The organism is Paracoccus sp. Ld10, from assembly GCF_045064235.1.
Lineage (GTDB): Bacteria > Pseudomonadota > Alphaproteobacteria > Rhodobacterales > Rhodobacteraceae > Paracoccus.
This window is the reverse complement of the sequence record NZ_JBISHD010000023.1, coordinates 289,151-306,089: the sequence shown is the minus strand read 5'-3', so window position 1 is coordinate 306,089 and position 16,939 is coordinate 289,151. Positions and strand designations below refer to the sequence as shown.

The following is a 16,939-nucleotide window of genomic DNA, read 5'->3' as shown; positions in this document are numbered from 1 at the left end:
GCGCGGCCCCCTTGCGGGGCCGCACTGCGTTTCACGGTCGGGCGGTGCGGTCACCGGGCCCGCGTCCGTCAGGGCGTCCGTGCGCGTCGCCCGACGACCCTTGGCCCACCAGCCCATCATCCCGGCGATATGGCGCGTGACCGATGCCGCGATCATGTTCACGATGATGCGCAGGCCACCGTCCGATAGGACCAACCCCGGCGCGTCGTGACCGATGCCGCATAGGTTGCTGCCAGCTGTTGCCCGCCGGTGCAATCAGACGCGGCGCTGGTCATCATGGCACCGACGTCCAGCGGGCGTGACAGCATCGGCTGTGCCATGGCCGTTGCCGCAGGGGACAGCAGGAACGGCAGGGCGGATCGCCGCGGTTCCTGGGCTGATCTGTGGGGTAGGGCGAAGCGTGGGCAAGGCGTGCTTGACGCAAAGTGCCGCGCCATGAGACATGCGCGCATGATCCTGCGCCGTTCCCCCAGCCCCAAGACCGAAGCGACCCGACGTGCGCGCAGGCGCGGCAGGCCGATGTTCTGGCTGCGGTTTCTGGCGCTCAGGGCGGTGCTGGTGATGCTGGGGTCGGTGGCGATCTATGGCGTGGTGAACCCGCCCCACACCTGGACCATGGTGGGTGCCGCGCGCCAGCATCCCCTGACGCCGCGCGCATGGACGCCGTTGGAGGACATCGCCCCGGTAATGCGCCGCGCCGTGGTGGCCGCCGAGGACGCGAATTTCTGCAGCCACTGGGGGTTCGACATGACCGAGATCCGCAAGGTGGTGGCGTCGGGGTCGTCGCGGGGTGCATCGACCATCACCCAGCAGACGGCCAAGAACGCTTTTCTGTGGCAGACGCGCAGCTGGCCCCGCAAGGCGGCCGAGACCGTGCTGACCCCCCAGATCGAGGCACTGTGGTCCAAGGCCCGCATCCTGGAGGTCTATCTGAACCTGGCAGAGTTCGGGCCGGGCATCTTTGGCATCCACGCCGCGGCGCGCGATCATTTCGGCACCACCCCCGACCGGCTGACCCCGGTGCAGGCCGCGCGGCTGGCCGCCGTCCTGCCCAATCCGCGCGAACGCAGCCCCGCGGGGCCGTCGGCGCGGTCGCGGGCCATTCTGGACGGGGCCGAGACGATCGCACGGGACGGGCGGGCCGCCTGCTTTTGAGGGCTGCGGTTGAAAGCCGCAGGGCCGGGGCGTATCAACAAGGCGTTGCGACAATAAGAAGAAGGTCTCGAGCAGTCCATGAATACCAACACGCAGACCACGCGACTGTACCACACCGCCCTGTCCCCCTTTTGCCGCAAGGTGCGGCTGGTTCTGGCCGAAAAGAAAATAGAGGTCGAACTGGTCGAGGAGCGCTATTGGGAAGGATCGCCCGATCTGAAGCGCCGGAACCCTGCGGGCAAGCTGCCGGTGCTGCGCTATCGCGGCAATTTTCTGGCGGAAAGCCAAGCGATCGTCGAATATCTGGACGAGGCGGTGCCCTCCCCGTCGCTGATGCCGCAGACCCCGCTGGAACGTCACGAGGTGCGCCGCCTGTGCGCCTGGTTCGACGACAAGTTCCACACCGAGGTCACCCAGCCCATCCTGAACGAGCGCGTCTGGAAAAAGATCACCCGTTCGGGATACCCCGACAGCCGGGTGGTCAAGGACGGGTTGCGCGCGGTCAAGGAGCACATCGATTACCTGTCATCCCTGCTGGAGACGCGGCGCTGGCTGGCCGGGAACACGCTGAGCCTGGCGGATTTCACGGCCGCCGCGCATTTCTCATGTCTGGATTACATTTCGGACGTGGACTGGGACCGGTCCGAGGGCCTGCGCGACTGGTATGCGACGATCAAATCGCGCCCCGCGTTCCGGTCGGTGCTGGCCGATCAGGTGCCGGGCATCCACCCCGCCCCGCATTATGCCGAGCTCGATTTCGGCTGAGGGCGGGGGGGCAGCCCCCCGATCGCCCGACAACGAGCCCCCCCGCGATATCTGGGCGACGAAGAAGGCCCAGATGGAGGCCGAGGCCCGCGCGGTCGGCTTCGCCGCGATGGGGGTGATGCGCCCCGGCGGCGTGCCCGAACTGGCCGGGCGGCTGGCCGATTTCGTGGCCGACGGGCGGCACGGGCAGATGGGCTGGATGGCCGAACGCATGGCGTGGCGCGGCGATCCGTCGGCGCTGTGGCCCGAGGCGCGGTCGGTGGTGATGCTGGCCGAGCTGTACACGCCCGACGGCGATCCGTTGGCGGTGCTGGACCGCCGCGACCACGCCGCCGTCAGCGTTTACGCTCAGGGGCGCGATTATCATGATCTGGTCAAGAAGCGGCTGAAGCGGTTGGGCCGCTGGCTGCTGGAGACCGCGCCAGAGCCGGGCCACCAGATCAAGGTGTTCGTCGACACCGCGCCGGTGATGGAAAAGCCGCTGGCGCAGGCGGCGGGCCTGGGCTGGCAGGGCAAGCACACGAACCTGTTGTCGCGGAACCTGGGCAGCTGGTTCTTTCTGGGCGCGATCTTTACCACGATGCCCTTGCCCGAGGATGCGCCCGAGGTCAGCCATTGCGGGTCGTGCCGGGCCTGTCTGGACGTGTGCCCGACCGCGGCGTTCCCCGCGCCCTATCAGCTGGATGCGCGGCGCTGCATTTCCTATCTGACGATAGAGCACAAGGGGCCGGTGGACCCGGACCTGCGGGCGCTGATGGGCAACCGGATCTATGGCTGCGACGATTGCCTGGCGGTCTGTCCGTGGAACAAGTTCGCGCAGGCCGGGTCCGAAATGCGCTATCGTGGCACCATCGAGGCGCCGCCGCTGGCGGAGCTGGCGGTGCTGGACGATGCGGGGTTCCGGGCGCGGTTTTCAGGGTCGCCGATCAAGCGGATCGGCCGGGACCGGTTCGTCAGGAACGTGCTGTACGCGATCGGCAATTCCGGCGATGCATCGTTGGCACCGGTGGCGCGCAGTCTGACCGGGGACGCCGATCCGGTCGTGGCCGAGGCCGCGTCCTGGGCCGCGGCGCGGCTGGCGCGCTAAAGCAGAAAGTCGTCGCCGTCCAGCGTCAGGCGGCCCGTCATCCGGATCAGCATGTCGGCCTGTCCGTCGCCGTTCACGTCGATCTGCACATGCGTCTGTTGGCCCACATGGTCCCACCGGACCGACCGCTGGCCCTGATGCGCGCCCGTACCGGCATAGGTCAGGTTCATCGCGCGCAGGTCCAGCCAATCTTCGTCCGGGCGAAAGTCGGTGATCAGGTCGGGGGCAAAACGGGCACTGTCGCTGGCACCAAAGAACCGGAACATGTCGCGGCCCGCGCCGCCGTGCATCACGTCGCCCCCCGTACCGCCGACCAGCACATCGTTGCCCATCCCGCCCAGCATCCGGTCCGCGCCCACACCGCCGCGCAGCAGGTCATTGCCGAACCCTCCGGACAGCCAGTCGTTGCCGAAACCCCCATCCAGGGTGTCATTGTGCCACCCGCCGTTCAGGCGGTCATTCCCCGCCCCCCCGACCAGCCAGTCGGCGCCCAGTCCGCCGTCCATGACGTCATTGCCCAGGTCCCCGAACATCCGGTCGTTCCCGGCATCCCCGAACATGCGGTCGGCACCCGCCCCCCCGGACATGCGATCGTTTCCCGCCCCGCCGCGCAGCACGTCGTTGCCGAAATCACCGTTCAGCACATCGTTGCCGCCCCCGCCCAGCAGGGTGTCGTTGCCCATGCCGCCCGCCATCGTGTTGTTGCCCGGACCGCCCCACAGCAGGTCGAACCCCATGCCACCGAACAGGCGATCGTTTCCCCAACCGCCGTTCAGACGGTCGTTCCCCGCGCCGCCGTCCAGCGTGTCGTCGCCCGCCCCGCCGTTCAGGACGTCGTTGCCCACTCCGCCGATCAGGCGGTCGCGCCCGATCCCGGCGGTCAGCGTGTCGTTGCCCGCGCCGCCATCCATCGCGTTCCACCCGGTCATCGATATCAACAGGTCGTTGCCGTCGTCCCCGTACATGCGATCATTGCCCGAACCACCGAACAGGCGGTCGTCGCCCGTGCCGCCGAACAGCATGTCGTTGCCGGCCTCGCCGTACAGGATGTCGTTGCCGCCGTCGCCGTACACCGTGTCCCAGCCCCAGCTGCCCCACAGGGTGTCCTGATCCTCTCCTCCCCACAGGATGTCGTTGCCCCACCCCCCCCACAGAACGTCGCGCCCGGCGGCGCCCTGCAGGCGGTCGTTCCCCGTATTGCCGAACAGCGTGTCGTTGCCATCGCCGCCATCCAGCAGGTCGTCATCGTCGTTGCCCTCCAGCAGGTCGTTGCCGGTGCCCCCATACAGGGTGTCGCGGCCGGAGCCGCCCGACAGGCGGTCGGTGCCGTCGCCCCCCTCAAGGTGGTCGTTGCCCGCGTCGCCCGACATCAGGTCGTCGCCCGCCTCGCCGAACAGGTGGTCATTGCCATCGCCGCCCAACAGGGTATCGCGCCCGTCGCCGCCGCGCAGACTGTCATTGCCTGTCCCGCCGTCCAGATGGTCGGCCCCGGCCCCGGCGATCAGCGTATCGTTGCCATCGCCGCCCAGGAACCGATTGCTGCCGGACAAGTCCTCCAGCCAGTCATGGCCCGCGTCACCCGACAGAATGTCATTGCCGCCGCTGCCGTACAGGTGGTCGTTCCCGGAACCACCGTACAGGGTGTCATTGCCCGCATCGCCCTGCAGCGTGTCGTTTCCGTTGCCGCCGTACAGCAGGTCGTTGTCGTCATCGCCGTGCAGCAGGTCGTTGCCCGCGTCGCCGAACAGCGTGTCGCGGCCCGGGCCACCATGCAGGCTGTCATGGCCGTCGCCGCCGCGCAGGTTGTCGTTGCCCCCCTCTCCGCGCAGGGTGTCGTTGCCCGCGCCGCCCGACAGGGTGTCGTTTCCCGCCCCGGCCATGATCTGTTCGGGCCGGGCGCCGCCGATCAGGTGGTCGGCGGCGGCGGTGCCAAAGACCCACAGCGCCTCGGTCGAGGGGGGCGGGGCGGGGGGCGTGACCGCGGGGTCGATCTCGGGCGCCAGATAATGGGCCACCGGGAACAGCGCGTTCGTGAAATTGGCCGCGGTCAGCCCGCGCCCGTCGCGGGTGGTGATGTCCAGGATGGTGTCGCCATAGACGATCAGCACCCCGCTTGCAGTCGGGACAAAGCGCAGCTGCCAGACGCTGCGGATGTTGCCCAACAGCGACAGGTCCAGCCGGTCCACCGTCGGGTCAAAGTCCAGAATCGTGATCCGCCCCGTCACCCGCGACGGTACAAAGATGTCGGCCCCCGCGCCGCCCACCAGCGTCACGGCGCGCGTCCCCGCCACCAGAATGTCGTTGCCGTCCCCACCCTCGATCCGGGTGGTCGATGCGCCTGCGACCAACAGGTCGCCCCCGGCACCACCACGGGCGGTGCCTGCCCCGGTCGTGGTGGTGTACCCGATCGGGCCGGGTTCAAAGACCAGTTGCGTCACCCCCGTTTCGGTGGCCGAACTGACGAACAGCAAAATACGACCGCCGATCACGCGCGCCTCGATGTCGGTGACGTCCGCCAGGGTCATCGCGTCGGTATCGGCAATGGTGGTCAGGTGCAGCAGGCGTCCGTCGGGCAGCACGGTAAACACGCTGATTCCGTCATCGGCCCCGCCCGCAAAGACAAAGGCCCGCCCGCCCAGAACCACGGTTTCCAACGCGGTCGCGGCCTGAAATCGGGTCTGTCCCTCGTCCAGGATGTGATCCACGGTGGTCAGCCGTCCGTCGGCGGTCAGGCGGAACACGGTCAGCGACCCGGACCCCGTCGCGGCCATCACCACATAGGTGCGCCCGCCGAACTGCACCGCACTCAGTTCTGACGGAATGTCGTATCCCGTGCCGCGTGCCGCGCTATGGACCATACCCTGCGTCAGCCACCCCGACGCCGACATCAGGTGCGTCGCAATGAAATTTCCGTTCCCCGAGATCGAGACCAGAATGCGTTGGCCATCCACGCTGACATCCGTGATCGCGTCCAGGTTGGCATCGGTGCTGCCCGCAGGGGTGGCAACGGTGGCCTGGCCCGCCCGTACCAGCGTCTTGTCGGCGCCCATCCGGTGCGTGGTCAGCGTCAGACCGCCGGCCTGCGCGGAATACAGGACCTGCGCCTGACCGGTATCCACCTGTCCCAACGCGGTCACCTGCGGGCCCAGGCTGGTGGCGAACAGCCCGCCAAAGGTGGACATTGCCCCGATATCGCCGCGCAGCGACACGCCCAGGTTGCTGGCCCCACCCATCTGACCCACGTGCAGCATCGTGTCGCCGCCCACGTGGATCGCGGTGATATGGGGCGTTCCCTGATAGGCAAAGTCGGCCAGGTACGGGCGGGTGCGCAGCATGGTGATCGGCGCGGTCGGGTCGCTGATCGCATATGTGCTGATCCCGCCACGGATGTGGTTGGCCGCCAGCAGCAGCAAGTGGCCGTCGGCCTCGACGATCTCGAGGTCGGTCAGATTGGTCAGCCAGCGTTGTTGCGTGACGCCAAAGGTCGTCACGTGGCGATACACGATCATGGCAATACTGTGGGTTGTCCGGCCACGGGCGCCGGGTTCAGGGGGCAGGTCTTAAGATGGTCTTAAGCGGCCCTGCTGGCCAGAATTGCTTGACGTGCATTTTACGCAATGGACCCCGCAGGGGTCGGAACCTATTCCGGCAGGGCCAGTGGTCCGTACAGGATCAGTCCCGGCTGGCTGTTCGGCCCGTCGCGTGACAGCAGATCCGCCAGCGATGCCACCGTGCCGGGCAGCAGGCGCTGGCCCGGATGGCCCACGGCCTCGGCCAGCAGGGCGGGGGTGTCGGGGGGCAGGCCATGGTCGATCAGCCCCTGCGCCATCCGTGGAAAACTGCGCTGGCCCATGAACACCACGGTCGTGGTCTGCGGGTCGGCCAGCGCCGCCCAGTTGATGTCGCCGGGCAGCTGGCCGGTGATGTCGGCGCCGGTCACGAACTGGACCCGCCGCGCGGTCAGCCGTCGCGTCAGGGGCATGCCCATCGCCGCCGCCGCCGCACTGGCCGAGGTGACGCCGGGCACGATCTCCCACGGGATGCCGGCGGCGGTCAGGGCCACCAGCTCTTCCTCCAGCCGGCCAAAGATGCCGCTGTCGCCGGATTTTAGGCGTACGACGCGCCGGCCCGCCTGTGCATGCTGCACGATCAGCGCATTCACCGCATCCTGTTTCGCCGACGGACGGCCCGCGCGTTTGCCCACTGCGATCAGGTCGGCCTGCGGGCCGGCATGGTCCAGCACCGGCCCTGACGCCAGATCGTCGAACAGCACCACGTCGGCATGGGCCAGCCGTCGCGCAGCCTTGAGCGTCAGCAGGTCGGGGTCGCCCGGACCCGCCGAGACAAGCGAGACAAAGCCGGGGGGAAAGCTGGGATCGGACAAGGGCTGTAGGCCTTATGGGCGGGCGGGGTTTCAGCTATACCACCCCGGCCCGGTGTGACAATGCCGCGCGTTTTCTTTGCGTGCGGCAGGGGCGATGAAACCATATCGCCGCTGATGCGTGATCATTCCGGCATCAAGGGAGAATGCAATGACGGTCATCTGTTGGTTCAGGCGGGTTCTGCGGTTGGACGACCACCCGGCGCTGGTCGCCGCCGCCGCTGCGGGCGCGGTCATCCCGCTGGTGATCCTGGACCCCCAAGAGGCCCGCGCCCGGCCCGCCAGCGCACAGCGCCAGGCGATGGCGCTGGACCCGCTGGACCGCGCGCTGCGGCGTGTGGGCAGCCGTCTGATCGTGCGCCGGGGCGACCCTGCCGCGGTGCTGGAACAGGTTCTGCGCGATACCGGCGCGGATGCGGTGCATACGACCGTGGGCTTTCCCTTTGCGTCCGATGACGGGTTGGCGGATGTGGTTAAACGCGGGGGTGCGGAGCTTCACCTGCATGATCTGGCCGATCTGGTGCCGCGGGGGTCGGTGCTGACCGGGTCCGGTGGGGTCTACAAGGTCTTTTCCCCGTTCTGGAAGGCGGTGCGCCAGGTCGACATCGCACCGCCCCTTGCGCAGCCGGCCCTGTCCGCGCCGGACGCCTGGCCCGACAGCGATGGCACCGACTGGCCCGAGGCGCGCGCCGCGATGAACCGGGGTTGGGACGTCATGGCCACCCATGTCCGCGCCGGAGAGGATGAGGCCCATGCCCGGCTGGAGGAGTTTCTGTCCGGCGATGTCGCGGGCTACAAGGCCGAACGCAACCTCCCTTGGCGGCCCCGTGCGACATCGGGCCTGTCGGACGCGCTGGCCGTCGGAGAGATCAGCGCGCGCCGCATCTGGTCGCGCTGTCGTGGAGAGTTCGCGCAGGGCATTCCCGGGGTCGAGCCGTTCCTGTCCGAGGTCTGCTGGCGTGAATTCGCGCGCGAGTTGATGTTCGAGACGCCCGATATGGACCGCAGCTGTTGGCGCAAGGAGTGGAACGATTTTCCATGGCGCGCCGACAATGACGACGCCGAGGCGTGGCGGCGCGGCCGCACCGGTGTGCCGATCGTCGATGCCGGGATGCGAGAGCTGTATGTCACCGGGCGGATGCATAACCGCGTACGGATGATTACCGCCAGCTATCTGACGAAACACCTGCTGACCGACTGGCGCGTCGGGCTGGCGTGGTTCGAACAGTGTCTGGCCGATTGGGACGCGGCGTCCAACGCGATGAACTGGCAATGGGTGGCGGGCTGTGGACCGGATGCCTCTCCGTATTTCCGGATCTTCAATCCGGAAACGCAGGCCGAGAAATTCGATGCCAAGAATCAGTACCAGGACCACTGGATGCGCCCCGACGCACCCGGCGCGCAGGAATTCGGCGCCGCCATCCCGCAAGCCTGGGATCTGGACCTGACGAAACGCGCCATGCCGCGCATTTCGCTGGCCGACGGCCGCGCCCGGGCCCTGACCGCATACGAAGAGGTAAAATCATGACCCATGCACTGATCCTGGGGGCGACGGGCGGCATCGGCGCCGCGCTGGCCGCGCGGCTGGCAGCACAGGGGGTGCAGGTCACCGGCCTGTCGCGGTCGGCTGACGGGCTGGACCTGACGCGGGCCGACACGGTCGCGGATCATGCGGCCCGTCTGGCGGGGCGGTCATTCGATCTGGTCGTGAACACCACCGGGGCGCTGGTCATCGACGGGCACCAGCCGGAAAAATCGCTGGATGCGGTCGATGCCGACGCCATGGCGCGACAGTTCGCGCTGAATGCCACCGGGGTGGCGCTGGCGATCCAGGCGTTCGGGCCGCTGCTGGCGCGGGGCCGGCGGGCGGTGTTCGCGTCGCTGTCGGCGCGGGTGGGGTCGATCGGGGACAACGATCTGGGCGGCTGGATCGGCTATCGCGCTGCCAAGGCGGCGCAGAACCAGATCATCCGCACCGCCGCCATCGAATATCGCCGACGCAATCGCCATGCGATTCTGGTCGCACTGCATCCAGGCACGGTAGAGACGCCGCTGACCGCGAAATACGCGTCCCGCTATCCGACCATCACCCCCGACCGCAGCGCCGAGGCGCTGTTGGCGGTGATCGACGGGCTGACGCCGGACGATACCGGCAGTTTCTGGGACTGGAAGGGCGCGCGCGTGCCGTGGTGATCAGGTCAGGTACGGGGTCGCCGCGGCCATGATCTGACGCCCGCCCGGTTTCACGAACGATCCCCATGTACCGGCAATGCGGCCCTGTGGGTCCAGCAGCACCTTGTTGAAGTTCCATTGCGGCACGAACCCGGTCTGCGCCCGCGCCCAGGCATAGAACGGGTGCACGTCCCCTTTGGCGACATGCAGAATGTCGGTCATCGGCAAGGTCATGCCGTATTGCAGTTCGCAATACTCCTTGGCCTCGGCGCCGCTGGCCAGTTCCTGGTTGAAATCGTCGGACGGTATGGCCAGCACCACCAACCCGCGCGGGGCATAGGTATCGTGCAGCGCCTGCATGTCGGCCAACTGGCCGGCGAACCCGCACATGGATGCGGTGTTGACCACCAGAACCGGGCTGCCGCGCCACTGGGCGGTGTCGTATTCACCCCCGTCGACCGACGGAAAGGTGAAACCGGGCATCTCCTGCGCCCGCGCGCGGGTCAGGCCCAGGGCGGGCAGGGCGGTGGCGAGGGACAGGAAAAGGCGACGTCTCATGGGCTTTCTCCCTGGGTGCAATGACAGTCAGCGATTGGTGGCGATGCGGGCGCCAAGGGCGGCGGCCGCAAGGGTGGCGATCAGGATCACGGGCCAGTTGCCCGTGCCCCAGTTGGCGACGACGATCCCGGCCAGCGCCCAGATGACCGCCGCCGGATAGGCCCATTCGCGCGGGCGCAGCGACTGGACCGCCAGCGCCACCGCTCCGACCGCGATCAGGCACAGGATCGCGGCCGTCTGTGCCGACAGCCAGCCGTGCCCGCCCAACCAGATGCCCACCGACACGCCCGACGCCGCCGTCAGCCAGCCCGCGTACAGCGCGATGGGCCGCCCCTCCAGCCAGCGGTCGCGGCGGCCGGCCCAGATCATCGCGACGATGGCGCTGACCAGCATCGCCAGAATCATCAGCGTGGCCAGCCCCGGCAGGCGTTGTGCCACCGGCAGCCAAAAGAACCCGACGATCAGGCTGACCAGCAGCGGCGCACGCAGCGGCAGCCAGCCTTCGTCATCGGCGCGACGCCACAGGCCGAACGCGGCGCCCGCGATCAGCCACAGATAGATCAGCCCCCAGATCGAAAAGGCCCAGCCCACAGGTTGAATCGGTGGGTCCTGTTGGGGAATCGGAAAGCGGTCGGGGTCATAGCCCGCAAACCCCGGAAACAGCAGTGGAGAGATGGCAAAGGCCACAGCCGCCAGCAGGACCAGAAGGGCAAGGGTGCGGTTCGACATGGGCCAGGTCCTTTGGATCGGTGGCGGGGTCCACGTTGGCGGAATACGACTGCTTGTCAACGCGCACGATCGCGCCAGGGTTGCCGTGGACGCGACACGGCGACGCAGCCGGGCAGGTACCCTGCGGATTTCCGGCGGTGGGTCATGGCGGCAACCGCGACCGACGGTCGGATAGGCGTGGTCCCTCGGGTCGGTGCCGGTTTGGTTCTGGCGGCCGTTGGACGCGACGGGATTGCCTGTGGTTCGTGATCATCCCTGCCGTGCGGCGCCGCTATGATCACAACGACACCTGCCCGGCGCGACAGGCGCGGACATGCAACCGGCCCGTGTCTTCGCCCTGACGCATGGCCGCCCGCAGCGCCGCGTCATGGCCGAACCCCAAAATCTGCCCTTCTGCCGCCAGATCAGCGATGCAGGGGTCGGGGGTCATCATCGGCACCAGCGCGTCACGGTCGTCCAGCGCGCGAAACGTGCGCGCCAGCAGCCCCACCTGCGCGGCGTCCAGGCATGGCCAGTTCGTGACCTCCAGCCGGCCCAGCATGGAGGGATAGACCTCGGCCAGGATCACGCCCGCGTCCTGCCATGGCTGGAACGGCCAGACCGCCGTGCCTGCATGCCGGCGCAGGCGGTTCAGCCAAGGGATGCCCGTCAGGCTTTGCGCGCCCACCGCCCCCGCCCCGGCCAGCTGAAAGGGCGATTTCGGACGCGGGCCGCCGGGGACGGGGGTTTCGGTCACGCGATGGGCCGCAAGGTCGGGATGAGGCGGGGGTTTCAGGCGCGGCAGGTCCGGCGTCGCCACCCGCCGCCCGTCGCCCCAGAAGACCGGCCCGCCAAGCGCCCGGTTCAGCCCCGCCGCGACATCGCGATAATTGCTGACATTGCGGTCGTCGTCGCTGTGCAGTGCATCCAGATGGTCCCACAGCGCCAGCGCGCAGCCCTGCCCGGTGATCTGACGCGCCAGCCCCGACGGGTGGCCAAAGGCGAAATCGGCCCCGATCAGCAGTCGCGTGCCCGGCTCCGCCATGTCGCTCAGCAGGTGGTGGGCCTGCATCCGCGTCGTCGGGTTGGCCAGCATGCCACGATCGTCGCCGATCCGGATCGAATCGGCCCCCCGCGTCGGTCGCCCCGCCGCCGACCAGTCCACGATCACGATCCGGTCAAAGCGCGGCAAGGCGGTGCTCGGCCAGGGACAGGTCGGCGGGGGTGTTGATGTTGGCAAAGACCGCGTCCGGCCACACCGCGCGACCGGGCTGATGACGTTCGGCAAAGCTGCGCACGCGCCGCTGTCCGGCGGCCAGCGTCGCGGCCAGATCGTCGCGCAGGGCCACCGGCCACAGCCCGAAGGTCGGATGGTCGCGCACGCCCTGCGGGTCATCCCCCGCCGCCAGGGACAGCCCCGTGGGCCCCCTCGCCGCCCACAGCCGCCAGACCAGATCAGGCGGCAGAAAGGGCGAATCGCCCGGTACGGTCAGCACATGCGCCGCCCCCAGGCCATGCGCCCAATCCATCGCCACAAGCACCCCCGCCAGCGGTCCGGGACGGTCGGGCAGGCTATCTGCCAACACCGGCAGGCCAAAATCCGCGAACCGCGCCGGGTCGCCATTGGCGTTCAGGGCAAGCGGTCCGGCCTGCGGGCGCAGGCGGTCCAGAACATGCGCCAGCATGGGCCGTCCCGCCAGTCGGGCCAGCGGTTTGTCACCGCCGCCCATGCGTGTGGCGCGGCCTCCGGCAAGGATCAGGGCGGGGATGGGCGGGTGCTGCGTCATGGCGCGACTGTGACGGCGGGCGCTGTGTGGCACAAGGCACCATGATAGTTCTAATAGTTGACAGTTTTACTTAGCGGGTCGATAACCCCCCAGACTTTGCTGGCCCGCCCACCGGTCGTGCCCGCCTGTCGATGCAAACTGGATGCAAGGACCGCCATGACCCATCTGCCCAGACAGCCGCTGCGCGCGGTGCTTGCCGCATTTCTGGTCGCCGCGACGCTGGCTGGTGCTGCGACGGCCCAGGACGCGCCCGCGCCGCAGGCCCAGTCACCGGCCACCACGCCTGCTGTTCCAGACACCCCCGTGGCCCCGCCGGCGACTGCCGACGATACCGCACCTGCCGTCGACGCGCCGCAGCCGCTGCCCGTCGTTGCGGAACGCGACCCCGGTCTGCCGCACGACCTGTCGCCGGTGGGAATGTTTCTGGCCGCCGACTGGGTGGTCAAGGCGGTGATGATCGGGCTGGCCGTGGCGTCGGTGATCACCTGGACCATCCTGCTGGTAAAGATGATCGAGCTGTGGGCCGCCTCGCGGCGTGCCGCATTCGCGACCCGTCGCATCCACGCCGCACCGTCCCTGACCGAGGCGCTGGCCGCAATCGCGCGCCGCCGCGATCCGGTGTCCCGGATGATCCGGTCTGCGTCTGACGAATACCGCCGGTCGGAACCCGCGCTGGCGCAGGCGGGCGATCATGGCGTCAAGGAACGCGTCGCATCCCAGTTGGATCGGATCGAGGTCGCCGCGGGCCGCCGCATGGCGCGCGGCACCGGGGTGTTGGCCACCATCGGGTCGACCGCGCCCTTTGTCGGGCTGTTCGGCACCGTCTGGGGCATCATGAACAGCTTTATCGGCATTTCGGAATCGCAGACCACCAACCTGGCCGTCGTGGCCCCCGGCATCGCCGAGGCCCTGCTGGCGACCGCCATCGGCCTCGTCGCGGCGATCCCGGCCGTGGTCATCTACAACGTCTTTGCCCGCGCCGTCACCGGATATCGGATGCGCCTTGGCCATGCGGCGGCGGGCATCCAGCAGATGGTCAGCCGCGATCTGGACTTTCGCGGCCGCACCCCTGCGGTGGGGGGATAGGCCATGGCCGGAGGCATCCGAGACACCGACGATCTGGCCGACAACCACGAGATCAACGTCACGCCCTTCATCGACGTGATGCTGGTGCTGCTGATCATCTTTATGGTGGCGGCACCGCTGGCGACGGTGGACGTGAACGTCGATCTGCCGGTATCGAACGCGACACAGGCCGAACGGCCCGAACAACCCGTCTATGTCAGCGTCAGGCCGGACCTGAGCCTGGCCGTGGGCGATGACGACGTGGCCCCCGGCGGGCTGGCCGCGGCCCTGATCGCCGCGACCGGTGGCGACCGCGAACAGCGGATCTTTCTGCGCGCGGACCGGGCGGTGGCCTATGGCGACCTGATGGGGGCGATGAACACCCTGCGCGACACGGGCTATCTGAAGATTGCTCTGGTCGGGCTGGACGCCGTGCAGGCCCCGCCCGAGGCTGCAGGCGCCGCGCCATGAGCGGGCGCGCCCTGCGCATGCTGGGCGAGGGGGGGCTGTGGGCGGGGGCCTCGGTCCTGGTGCTGGCGGCGCATCTGGGGGCCGGGGTCTGGATCATGGGCCGCGCCGATGCGGGCGCTCCGCCGGGCCTGCCCGAGGCGGTGTTCGTCGACCTGGCCCCGGCGATGCCCCCCGCGGCCGCCGCGCCCACTGGCCCGGAGGCCGCCGCGGGCAGCGAGGCCCGCGCCGAGGTCGAGGCCGAGGACGAGGACGAGACTGCGCCCGAGGAGCCCCAGCCGGAACCCCAGGCGGAGTCTGAGCCCGAGGTCGCGCCTGAGCCCGATCAGGCCGAGCCTGATCAGGTGGTCGAACCCATCGACCCCGCGACGCTCGACCTGCCGGATTTCCAGGAATTTGCGCCCCCCGACATTCCGGTCCAGACGGCGCTGGCGCTGAACAGCTCCACCCGCCCGCAGCGGCGCCCCGAGCCGCAGCCCGAACTCGAACCCCGCCGCGACCCGGAACCGGAGCCACAGCGCCAGCCCGAACCGCAACGCCGGCAGGCGGCGGAAGTGGACGGGCAGGGCGGTCAGGCCCAGACCAGCCGCCCGGCGGGCAATGCCCAGGGCGGCGGTGCCTCGAGGCAGGCGGCGGCCGATGCCGCATCGCTCTGGGGCGCGCAGGTCGGGGCCTGCATCCAGCGGCGCGCATCGCTGCCCCGGAACGTTCGCCAAGGCGGGCAGGTCACGCTTGATCTGACTATTGCACGCAACGGTGCGATCCAAGGCATCGGCATCGCGGGGTCGTCGGGGATACCGGCCGTCGATCAGGCCGTCCTGACCGCCGCGCAGCGCGCCCGCCGTTGCCCGGCTGCCCCGGCCGCGCTGACCGATCCGGTCTATCCTTTGAGGCTGCCGATCAGGCTTGACGTCCGCTGACCGGGGCAGCCGCGCAAGCCGCCCCCATCGAAGGGGCGGCTTGCGCCGGGGGCTGCGCCCCCGCAGCACGGTCCCTGCCGGGTCATGACCGTTTCGAGGCCGTGTCCGGCGCGGGGGGTCCGGGGGGTGCAGCCCCCCGGTGCTTCGCCGGGCCGCAGGCCCGGCAGGTGCGTGGATCAGACGTGGTGCAGGACCAGCGGGCGGCCTTGATGCGTGCCCACGCGGATGGGCGCGTCGTACAGGTCGGACAGCGTGCCCTCGGTCAGCACATCGTCGGGGCTGCCCTGGGCCACCACGCGACCCTCCTTCATGGCGATCACGTGGTCGGCCCAGGCGGCGGCATAATTGATTTCGTGCACCACCATGGCCACGCTGCGGCCGCCCTGATCGACCAACCCGCGCAACCGGCCCATCAGGGCGCGGGCATGCGCCATGTCCAGGTTGTTCAAAGGCTCGTCCAGCAGCAGCCAGTCGGTGTCCTGCGCCCAGGCCATCGCGATATGCGCCCTTTGTGCCTGCCCGCCCGACACCTCGTCCAGAAACCGGTCCGCCAGGTCGGTCAGGGCAAAGGTCTTTAGCGCCAGCCAGACCAGCGCGTGATCCTGCGGTCCGGGACGGCCCTTGTGATGCGGCCAGCGGCCAAAGGCCACCAGCTCCGACAGGCGCAATCGGCTGGCGATGGCGGTCTGCTGTCCCAGGATCGCCATGACTTGTGCCAGCCGATCGGTGGGCGTGGTGGACACGTCGTGCCCCCCCACGGTGACGCGCCCCTGTTGCAGCGGCTCCAGCCTGCCGACCAGGCGCAGCAGGGTCGATTTGCCGGCACCGTTCGGGCCGATCAGCGCGGTCAGTCGCCCCTTGGGCAGGGTCGTGGTGATGTCGTGCAGGATCGGCGTGCCGCCGATCGCGTGGCAGACCTGATCGATCTGGATCATCGGATGCGCCCCTTCAGCAGCAGGTACAAAAAGAACAAGCCGCCCGCGAATTCCACGACGACCGACAGGGTGGCGGCCTGGCCCAGCAGGCGTTCGAACAGCCACTGTCCGCCGACCAGCAGGATCGCCGCCGACAGCCCTGCCGCGGGCAGCAGCGCCGCGTGGCGCGCGCTGCGCAACAGTCCGTGGGCCATGCCCGCCACGATCAGCCCGAAAAAGGCCACCGGCCCGACCAGCGCGGTCGACACCGATACCAGCACCGCGACCAGCGCCAACACCCCCAGCACCATCCTTGGATGCCGCAGCCCCAGGGACACTGCCGGATCGCGGCCCAGCGCCAGCACGTCCAGCCGCGTCGACAACCGCCATGCGGTCAGCGCCGCCGCCGACGTGATCGCAACCGCCCACGGCAGCAGCGTGGTGTCGACGCGGGCAAAGCTGGCGAAGCTGACCGACTGGACCACGGCGAATTCATTCGGGTCCAGGATGCGGGCCAGAAACCATGACAGCGACCGGAACAGCACGCCCAGAATCACCCCGGTCAGGATCATCCGCGGCACGTCGCGCGCGCCGCGCAGCAGCAGCGTGCCGAACAGCAGGGCGGCAAGGGCGGCCATCAGCGCGATCTCGGACAGGAACTTTGCCTGGGGGGGCAGGGCGGAAAAGCCCGCGCCGCCCAGGGTCGCGACCAGCCCGCTTTGCAACAGGACGTAGAGCGCATCGAATCCCATGATCGACGGCGTCAGCACCCGGTTCGCGGCGACGGTCTGAAACAGGATCGTGGCGACGCCGATGGCGGTCGCCACCGTGATCAGCGACGCCAGCTTGGTCGCGCGCAGGCCCAGGATGAAGCTGCGGTTGCCGTCGCCCAGCCCCTGCAGCATCCAGACCGCCGACAGCACCGCCAGCAGCAGCGCCATCCCGGCCAGCATCAAGCC

Annotated in this window: 17 protein-coding genes; 8 read left to right on the top strand and 9 right to left on the bottom strand. The window is 69.2% G+C overall.

Translation table 11 applies throughout. The features are described 5' to 3' along the window. Positions 1-158 precede the first annotated feature (158 nt). Entirely contained in the window at positions 159-320 is a 162-nt protein-coding gene (locus ACJJVR_RS06840; RefSeq protein WP_405403263.1) for a hypothetical protein, read from the bottom strand. Between the two features lie 115 nt (positions 321-435). Here ACJJVR_RS06840 and mtgA point away from each other — a divergent pair, with 115 nt between their 5' ends. The 3 genes from mtgA (at position 436) to queG (ending at position 3,007) form a co-directional block, all read left to right on the top strand. Further along, a complete protein-coding gene (gene mtgA / locus ACJJVR_RS06835) occupies positions 436-1,155 on the top strand; it encodes a monofunctional biosynthetic peptidoglycan transglycosylase (protein ID WP_405403261.1) in 720 nt (239 codons plus the stop codon). 78 nt (positions 1,156-1,233) lie between these two features. After that, positions 1,234-1,920, top strand: coding sequence for a glutathione S-transferase family protein (locus ACJJVR_RS06830; protein ID WP_405403260.1), 687 nt, complete (start codon positions 1,234-1,236; stop codon positions 1,918-1,920). A gap of 73 nt (positions 1,921-1,993) precedes the next feature. Next, entirely contained in the window at positions 1,994-3,007 is a 1,014-nt protein-coding gene (gene queG / locus ACJJVR_RS06825) for a tRNA epoxyqueuosine(34) reductase QueG (protein WP_405403258.1), read from the top strand. Here queG and ACJJVR_RS06820 read toward each other — a convergent pair. Both ACJJVR_RS06820 and cobA read right to left on the bottom strand, forming a co-directional pair. Next, positions 3,004-6,516 carry a calcium-binding protein gene (locus tag ACJJVR_RS06820; RefSeq protein ID WP_405403257.1) on the bottom strand — a complete coding sequence of 1,171 codons (3,513 nt, stop codon included), beginning with the start codon at positions 6,514-6,516 and terminating at the stop codon, positions 3,004-3,006. The genes queG and ACJJVR_RS06820 overlap by 4 nt on opposite strands. Positions 6,517-6,647: 131 nt before the next feature. Next, the gene (gene cobA / locus ACJJVR_RS06815) at positions 6,648-7,391 is read right to left on the bottom strand and encodes a uroporphyrinogen-III C-methyltransferase (RefSeq protein ID WP_405403256.1); all 744 of its coding nucleotides are present in this window, start codon (positions 7,389-7,391) and stop codon (positions 6,648-6,650) included. Between the two features lie 148 nt (positions 7,392-7,539). Between cobA and ACJJVR_RS06810 the strand changes: the two genes are divergently transcribed. Together ACJJVR_RS06810 and ACJJVR_RS06805 are read left to right on the top strand one after the other, a co-directional pair. Further along, a complete protein-coding gene (locus ACJJVR_RS06810; protein ID WP_405403255.1) occupies positions 7,540-8,916 on the top strand; it encodes a cryptochrome/photolyase family protein in 1,377 nt (458 codons plus the stop codon). Further along, positions 8,913-9,581, top strand: a complete 669-nt coding sequence (locus tag ACJJVR_RS06805) for an SDR family NAD(P)-dependent oxidoreductase (RefSeq protein ID WP_405403253.1) — start codon at positions 8,913-8,915, stop codon at positions 9,579-9,581. The genes ACJJVR_RS06810 and ACJJVR_RS06805 overlap by 4 nt, the downstream gene beginning before the upstream one ends. On the opposite strand, the gene ACJJVR_RS06800 is transcribed toward ACJJVR_RS06805, so the two are convergent. The 4 genes from ACJJVR_RS06800 to mobA all read right to left on the bottom strand — a co-directional run bounded on the left by ACJJVR_RS06800 (position 9,582) and on the right by mobA (position 12,613). Next, complete coding sequence (locus ACJJVR_RS06800; protein ID WP_405403252.1) at positions 9,582-10,118, bottom strand: glutathione peroxidase; 537 nt, start codon at positions 10,116-10,118, stop codon at positions 9,582-9,584. Between the two features lie 27 nt (positions 10,119-10,145). Beyond that, on the bottom strand, positions 10,146-10,847 hold the full coding sequence (locus tag ACJJVR_RS06795) for a tryptophan-rich sensory protein (protein WP_405403250.1): 702 nt from the start codon (positions 10,845-10,847) through the stop codon (positions 10,146-10,148). A 277-nt stretch (positions 10,848-11,124) separates the two neighbouring features. After that, complete coding sequence (locus ACJJVR_RS06790) at positions 11,125-12,018, bottom strand: hypothetical protein (RefSeq protein WP_405403248.1); 894 nt, start codon at positions 12,016-12,018, stop codon at positions 11,125-11,127. Further along, the gene (gene mobA / locus ACJJVR_RS06785; RefSeq protein WP_405403246.1) at positions 12,005-12,613 is read right to left on the bottom strand and encodes a molybdenum cofactor guanylyltransferase MobA; all 609 of its coding nucleotides are present in this window, start codon (positions 12,611-12,613) and stop codon (positions 12,005-12,007) included. The genes ACJJVR_RS06790 and mobA overlap by 14 nt, the downstream gene beginning before the upstream one ends. A gap of 156 nt (positions 12,614-12,769) precedes the next feature. On the opposite strand from mobA, the gene exbB reads away from it, so the two are divergent. Genes exbB through ACJJVR_RS06770 form a run of 3 tightly spaced genes read left to right on the top strand, consistent with a single transcriptional unit; the run spans position 12,770 to position 15,066 of the window. After that, positions 12,770-13,699 (top strand): tonB-system energizer ExbB, encoded by a 930-nt coding sequence (gene exbB, locus ACJJVR_RS06780; RefSeq protein WP_405403244.1) that lies wholly within the window; start codon positions 12,770-12,772, stop codon positions 13,697-13,699. A gap of 3 nt (positions 13,700-13,702) precedes the next feature. Beyond that, positions 13,703-14,149, top strand: a complete 447-nt coding sequence (gene exbD, locus ACJJVR_RS06775) for a TonB system transport protein ExbD (RefSeq protein ID WP_405403243.1) — start codon at positions 13,703-13,705, stop codon at positions 14,147-14,149. Further along, entirely contained in the window at positions 14,146-15,066 is a 921-nt protein-coding gene (locus ACJJVR_RS06770) for a TonB family protein (protein WP_405403241.1), read from the top strand. Before exbD ends, ACJJVR_RS06770 begins: the two co-directional genes overlap by 4 nt. A gap of 176 nt (positions 15,067-15,242) precedes the next feature. Here the strand turns inward: ACJJVR_RS06770 and ACJJVR_RS06765 are convergent, their stop codons facing one another. Next, entirely contained in the window at positions 15,243-16,001 is a 759-nt protein-coding gene (locus tag ACJJVR_RS06765; protein ID WP_405403240.1) for an ABC transporter ATP-binding protein, read from the bottom strand. After that, a complete protein-coding gene (locus tag ACJJVR_RS06760) occupies positions 15,998-16,933 on the bottom strand; it encodes an iron chelate uptake ABC transporter family permease subunit (RefSeq protein ID WP_405403563.1) in 936 nt (311 codons plus the stop codon). The genes ACJJVR_RS06765 and ACJJVR_RS06760 overlap by 4 nt, the downstream gene beginning before the upstream one ends. Between the last annotated feature and the right edge of the window lie 6 nt (positions 16,934-16,939).

Bases quoted from the DNA above. Each gene is read 5' to 3' on its own strand.
- ACJJVR_RS06795 (WP_405403250.1), bottom strand. From the start codon at position 10,847: ATGTCGAACCGCACCCTTGCCCTTCTGGTCCTGCTGGCGGCTGTGGCC.
- ACJJVR_RS06820 (WP_405403257.1), bottom strand. From the start codon at position 6,516: ATGATCGTGTATCGCCACGTGACGACCTTTGGCGTCACGCAACAACGC.
- mobA (WP_405403246.1), bottom strand. From the start codon at position 12,613: ATGACGCAGCACCCGCCCATCCCCGCCCTGATCCTTGCCGGAGGCCGC.
- ACJJVR_RS06800 (WP_405403252.1), bottom strand. From the start codon at position 10,118: ATGAGACGTCGCCTTTTCCTGTCCCTCGCCACCGCCCTGCCCGCCCTG.
- mtgA (WP_405403261.1), top strand. From the start codon at position 436: ATGAGACATGCGCGCATGATCCTGCGCCGTTCCCCCAGCCCCAAGACC.
- ACJJVR_RS06765 (WP_405403240.1), bottom strand. From the start codon at position 16,001: ATGATCCAGATCGATCAGGTCTGCCACGCGATCGGCGGCACGCCGATC.
- queG (WP_405403258.1), top strand. From the start codon at position 1,994: ATGGAGGCCGAGGCCCGCGCGGTCGGCTTCGCCGCGATGGGGGTGATG.
- ACJJVR_RS06840 (WP_405403263.1), bottom strand. From the start codon at position 320: ATGGCACAGCCGATGCTGTCACGCCCGCTGGACGTCGGTGCCATGATG.
- ACJJVR_RS06805 (WP_405403253.1), top strand. From the start codon at position 8,913: ATGACCCATGCACTGATCCTGGGGGCGACGGGCGGCATCGGCGCCGCG.
- ACJJVR_RS06770 (WP_405403241.1), top strand. From the start codon at position 14,146: ATGAGCGGGCGCGCCCTGCGCATGCTGGGCGAGGGGGGGCTGTGGGCG.
- ACJJVR_RS06830 (WP_405403260.1), top strand. From the start codon at position 1,234: ATGAATACCAACACGCAGACCACGCGACTGTACCACACCGCCCTGTCC.
- exbB (WP_405403244.1), top strand. From the start codon at position 12,770: ATGACCCATCTGCCCAGACAGCCGCTGCGCGCGGTGCTTGCCGCATTT.
- exbD (WP_405403243.1), top strand. From the start codon at position 13,703: ATGGCCGGAGGCATCCGAGACACCGACGATCTGGCCGACAACCACGAG.
- ACJJVR_RS06760 (WP_405403563.1), bottom strand. From the start codon at position 16,933: ATGCTGGCCGGGATGGCGCTGCTGCTGGCGGTGCTGTCGGCGGTCTGG.
- ACJJVR_RS06810 (WP_405403255.1), top strand. From the start codon at position 7,540: ATGACGGTCATCTGTTGGTTCAGGCGGGTTCTGCGGTTGGACGACCAC.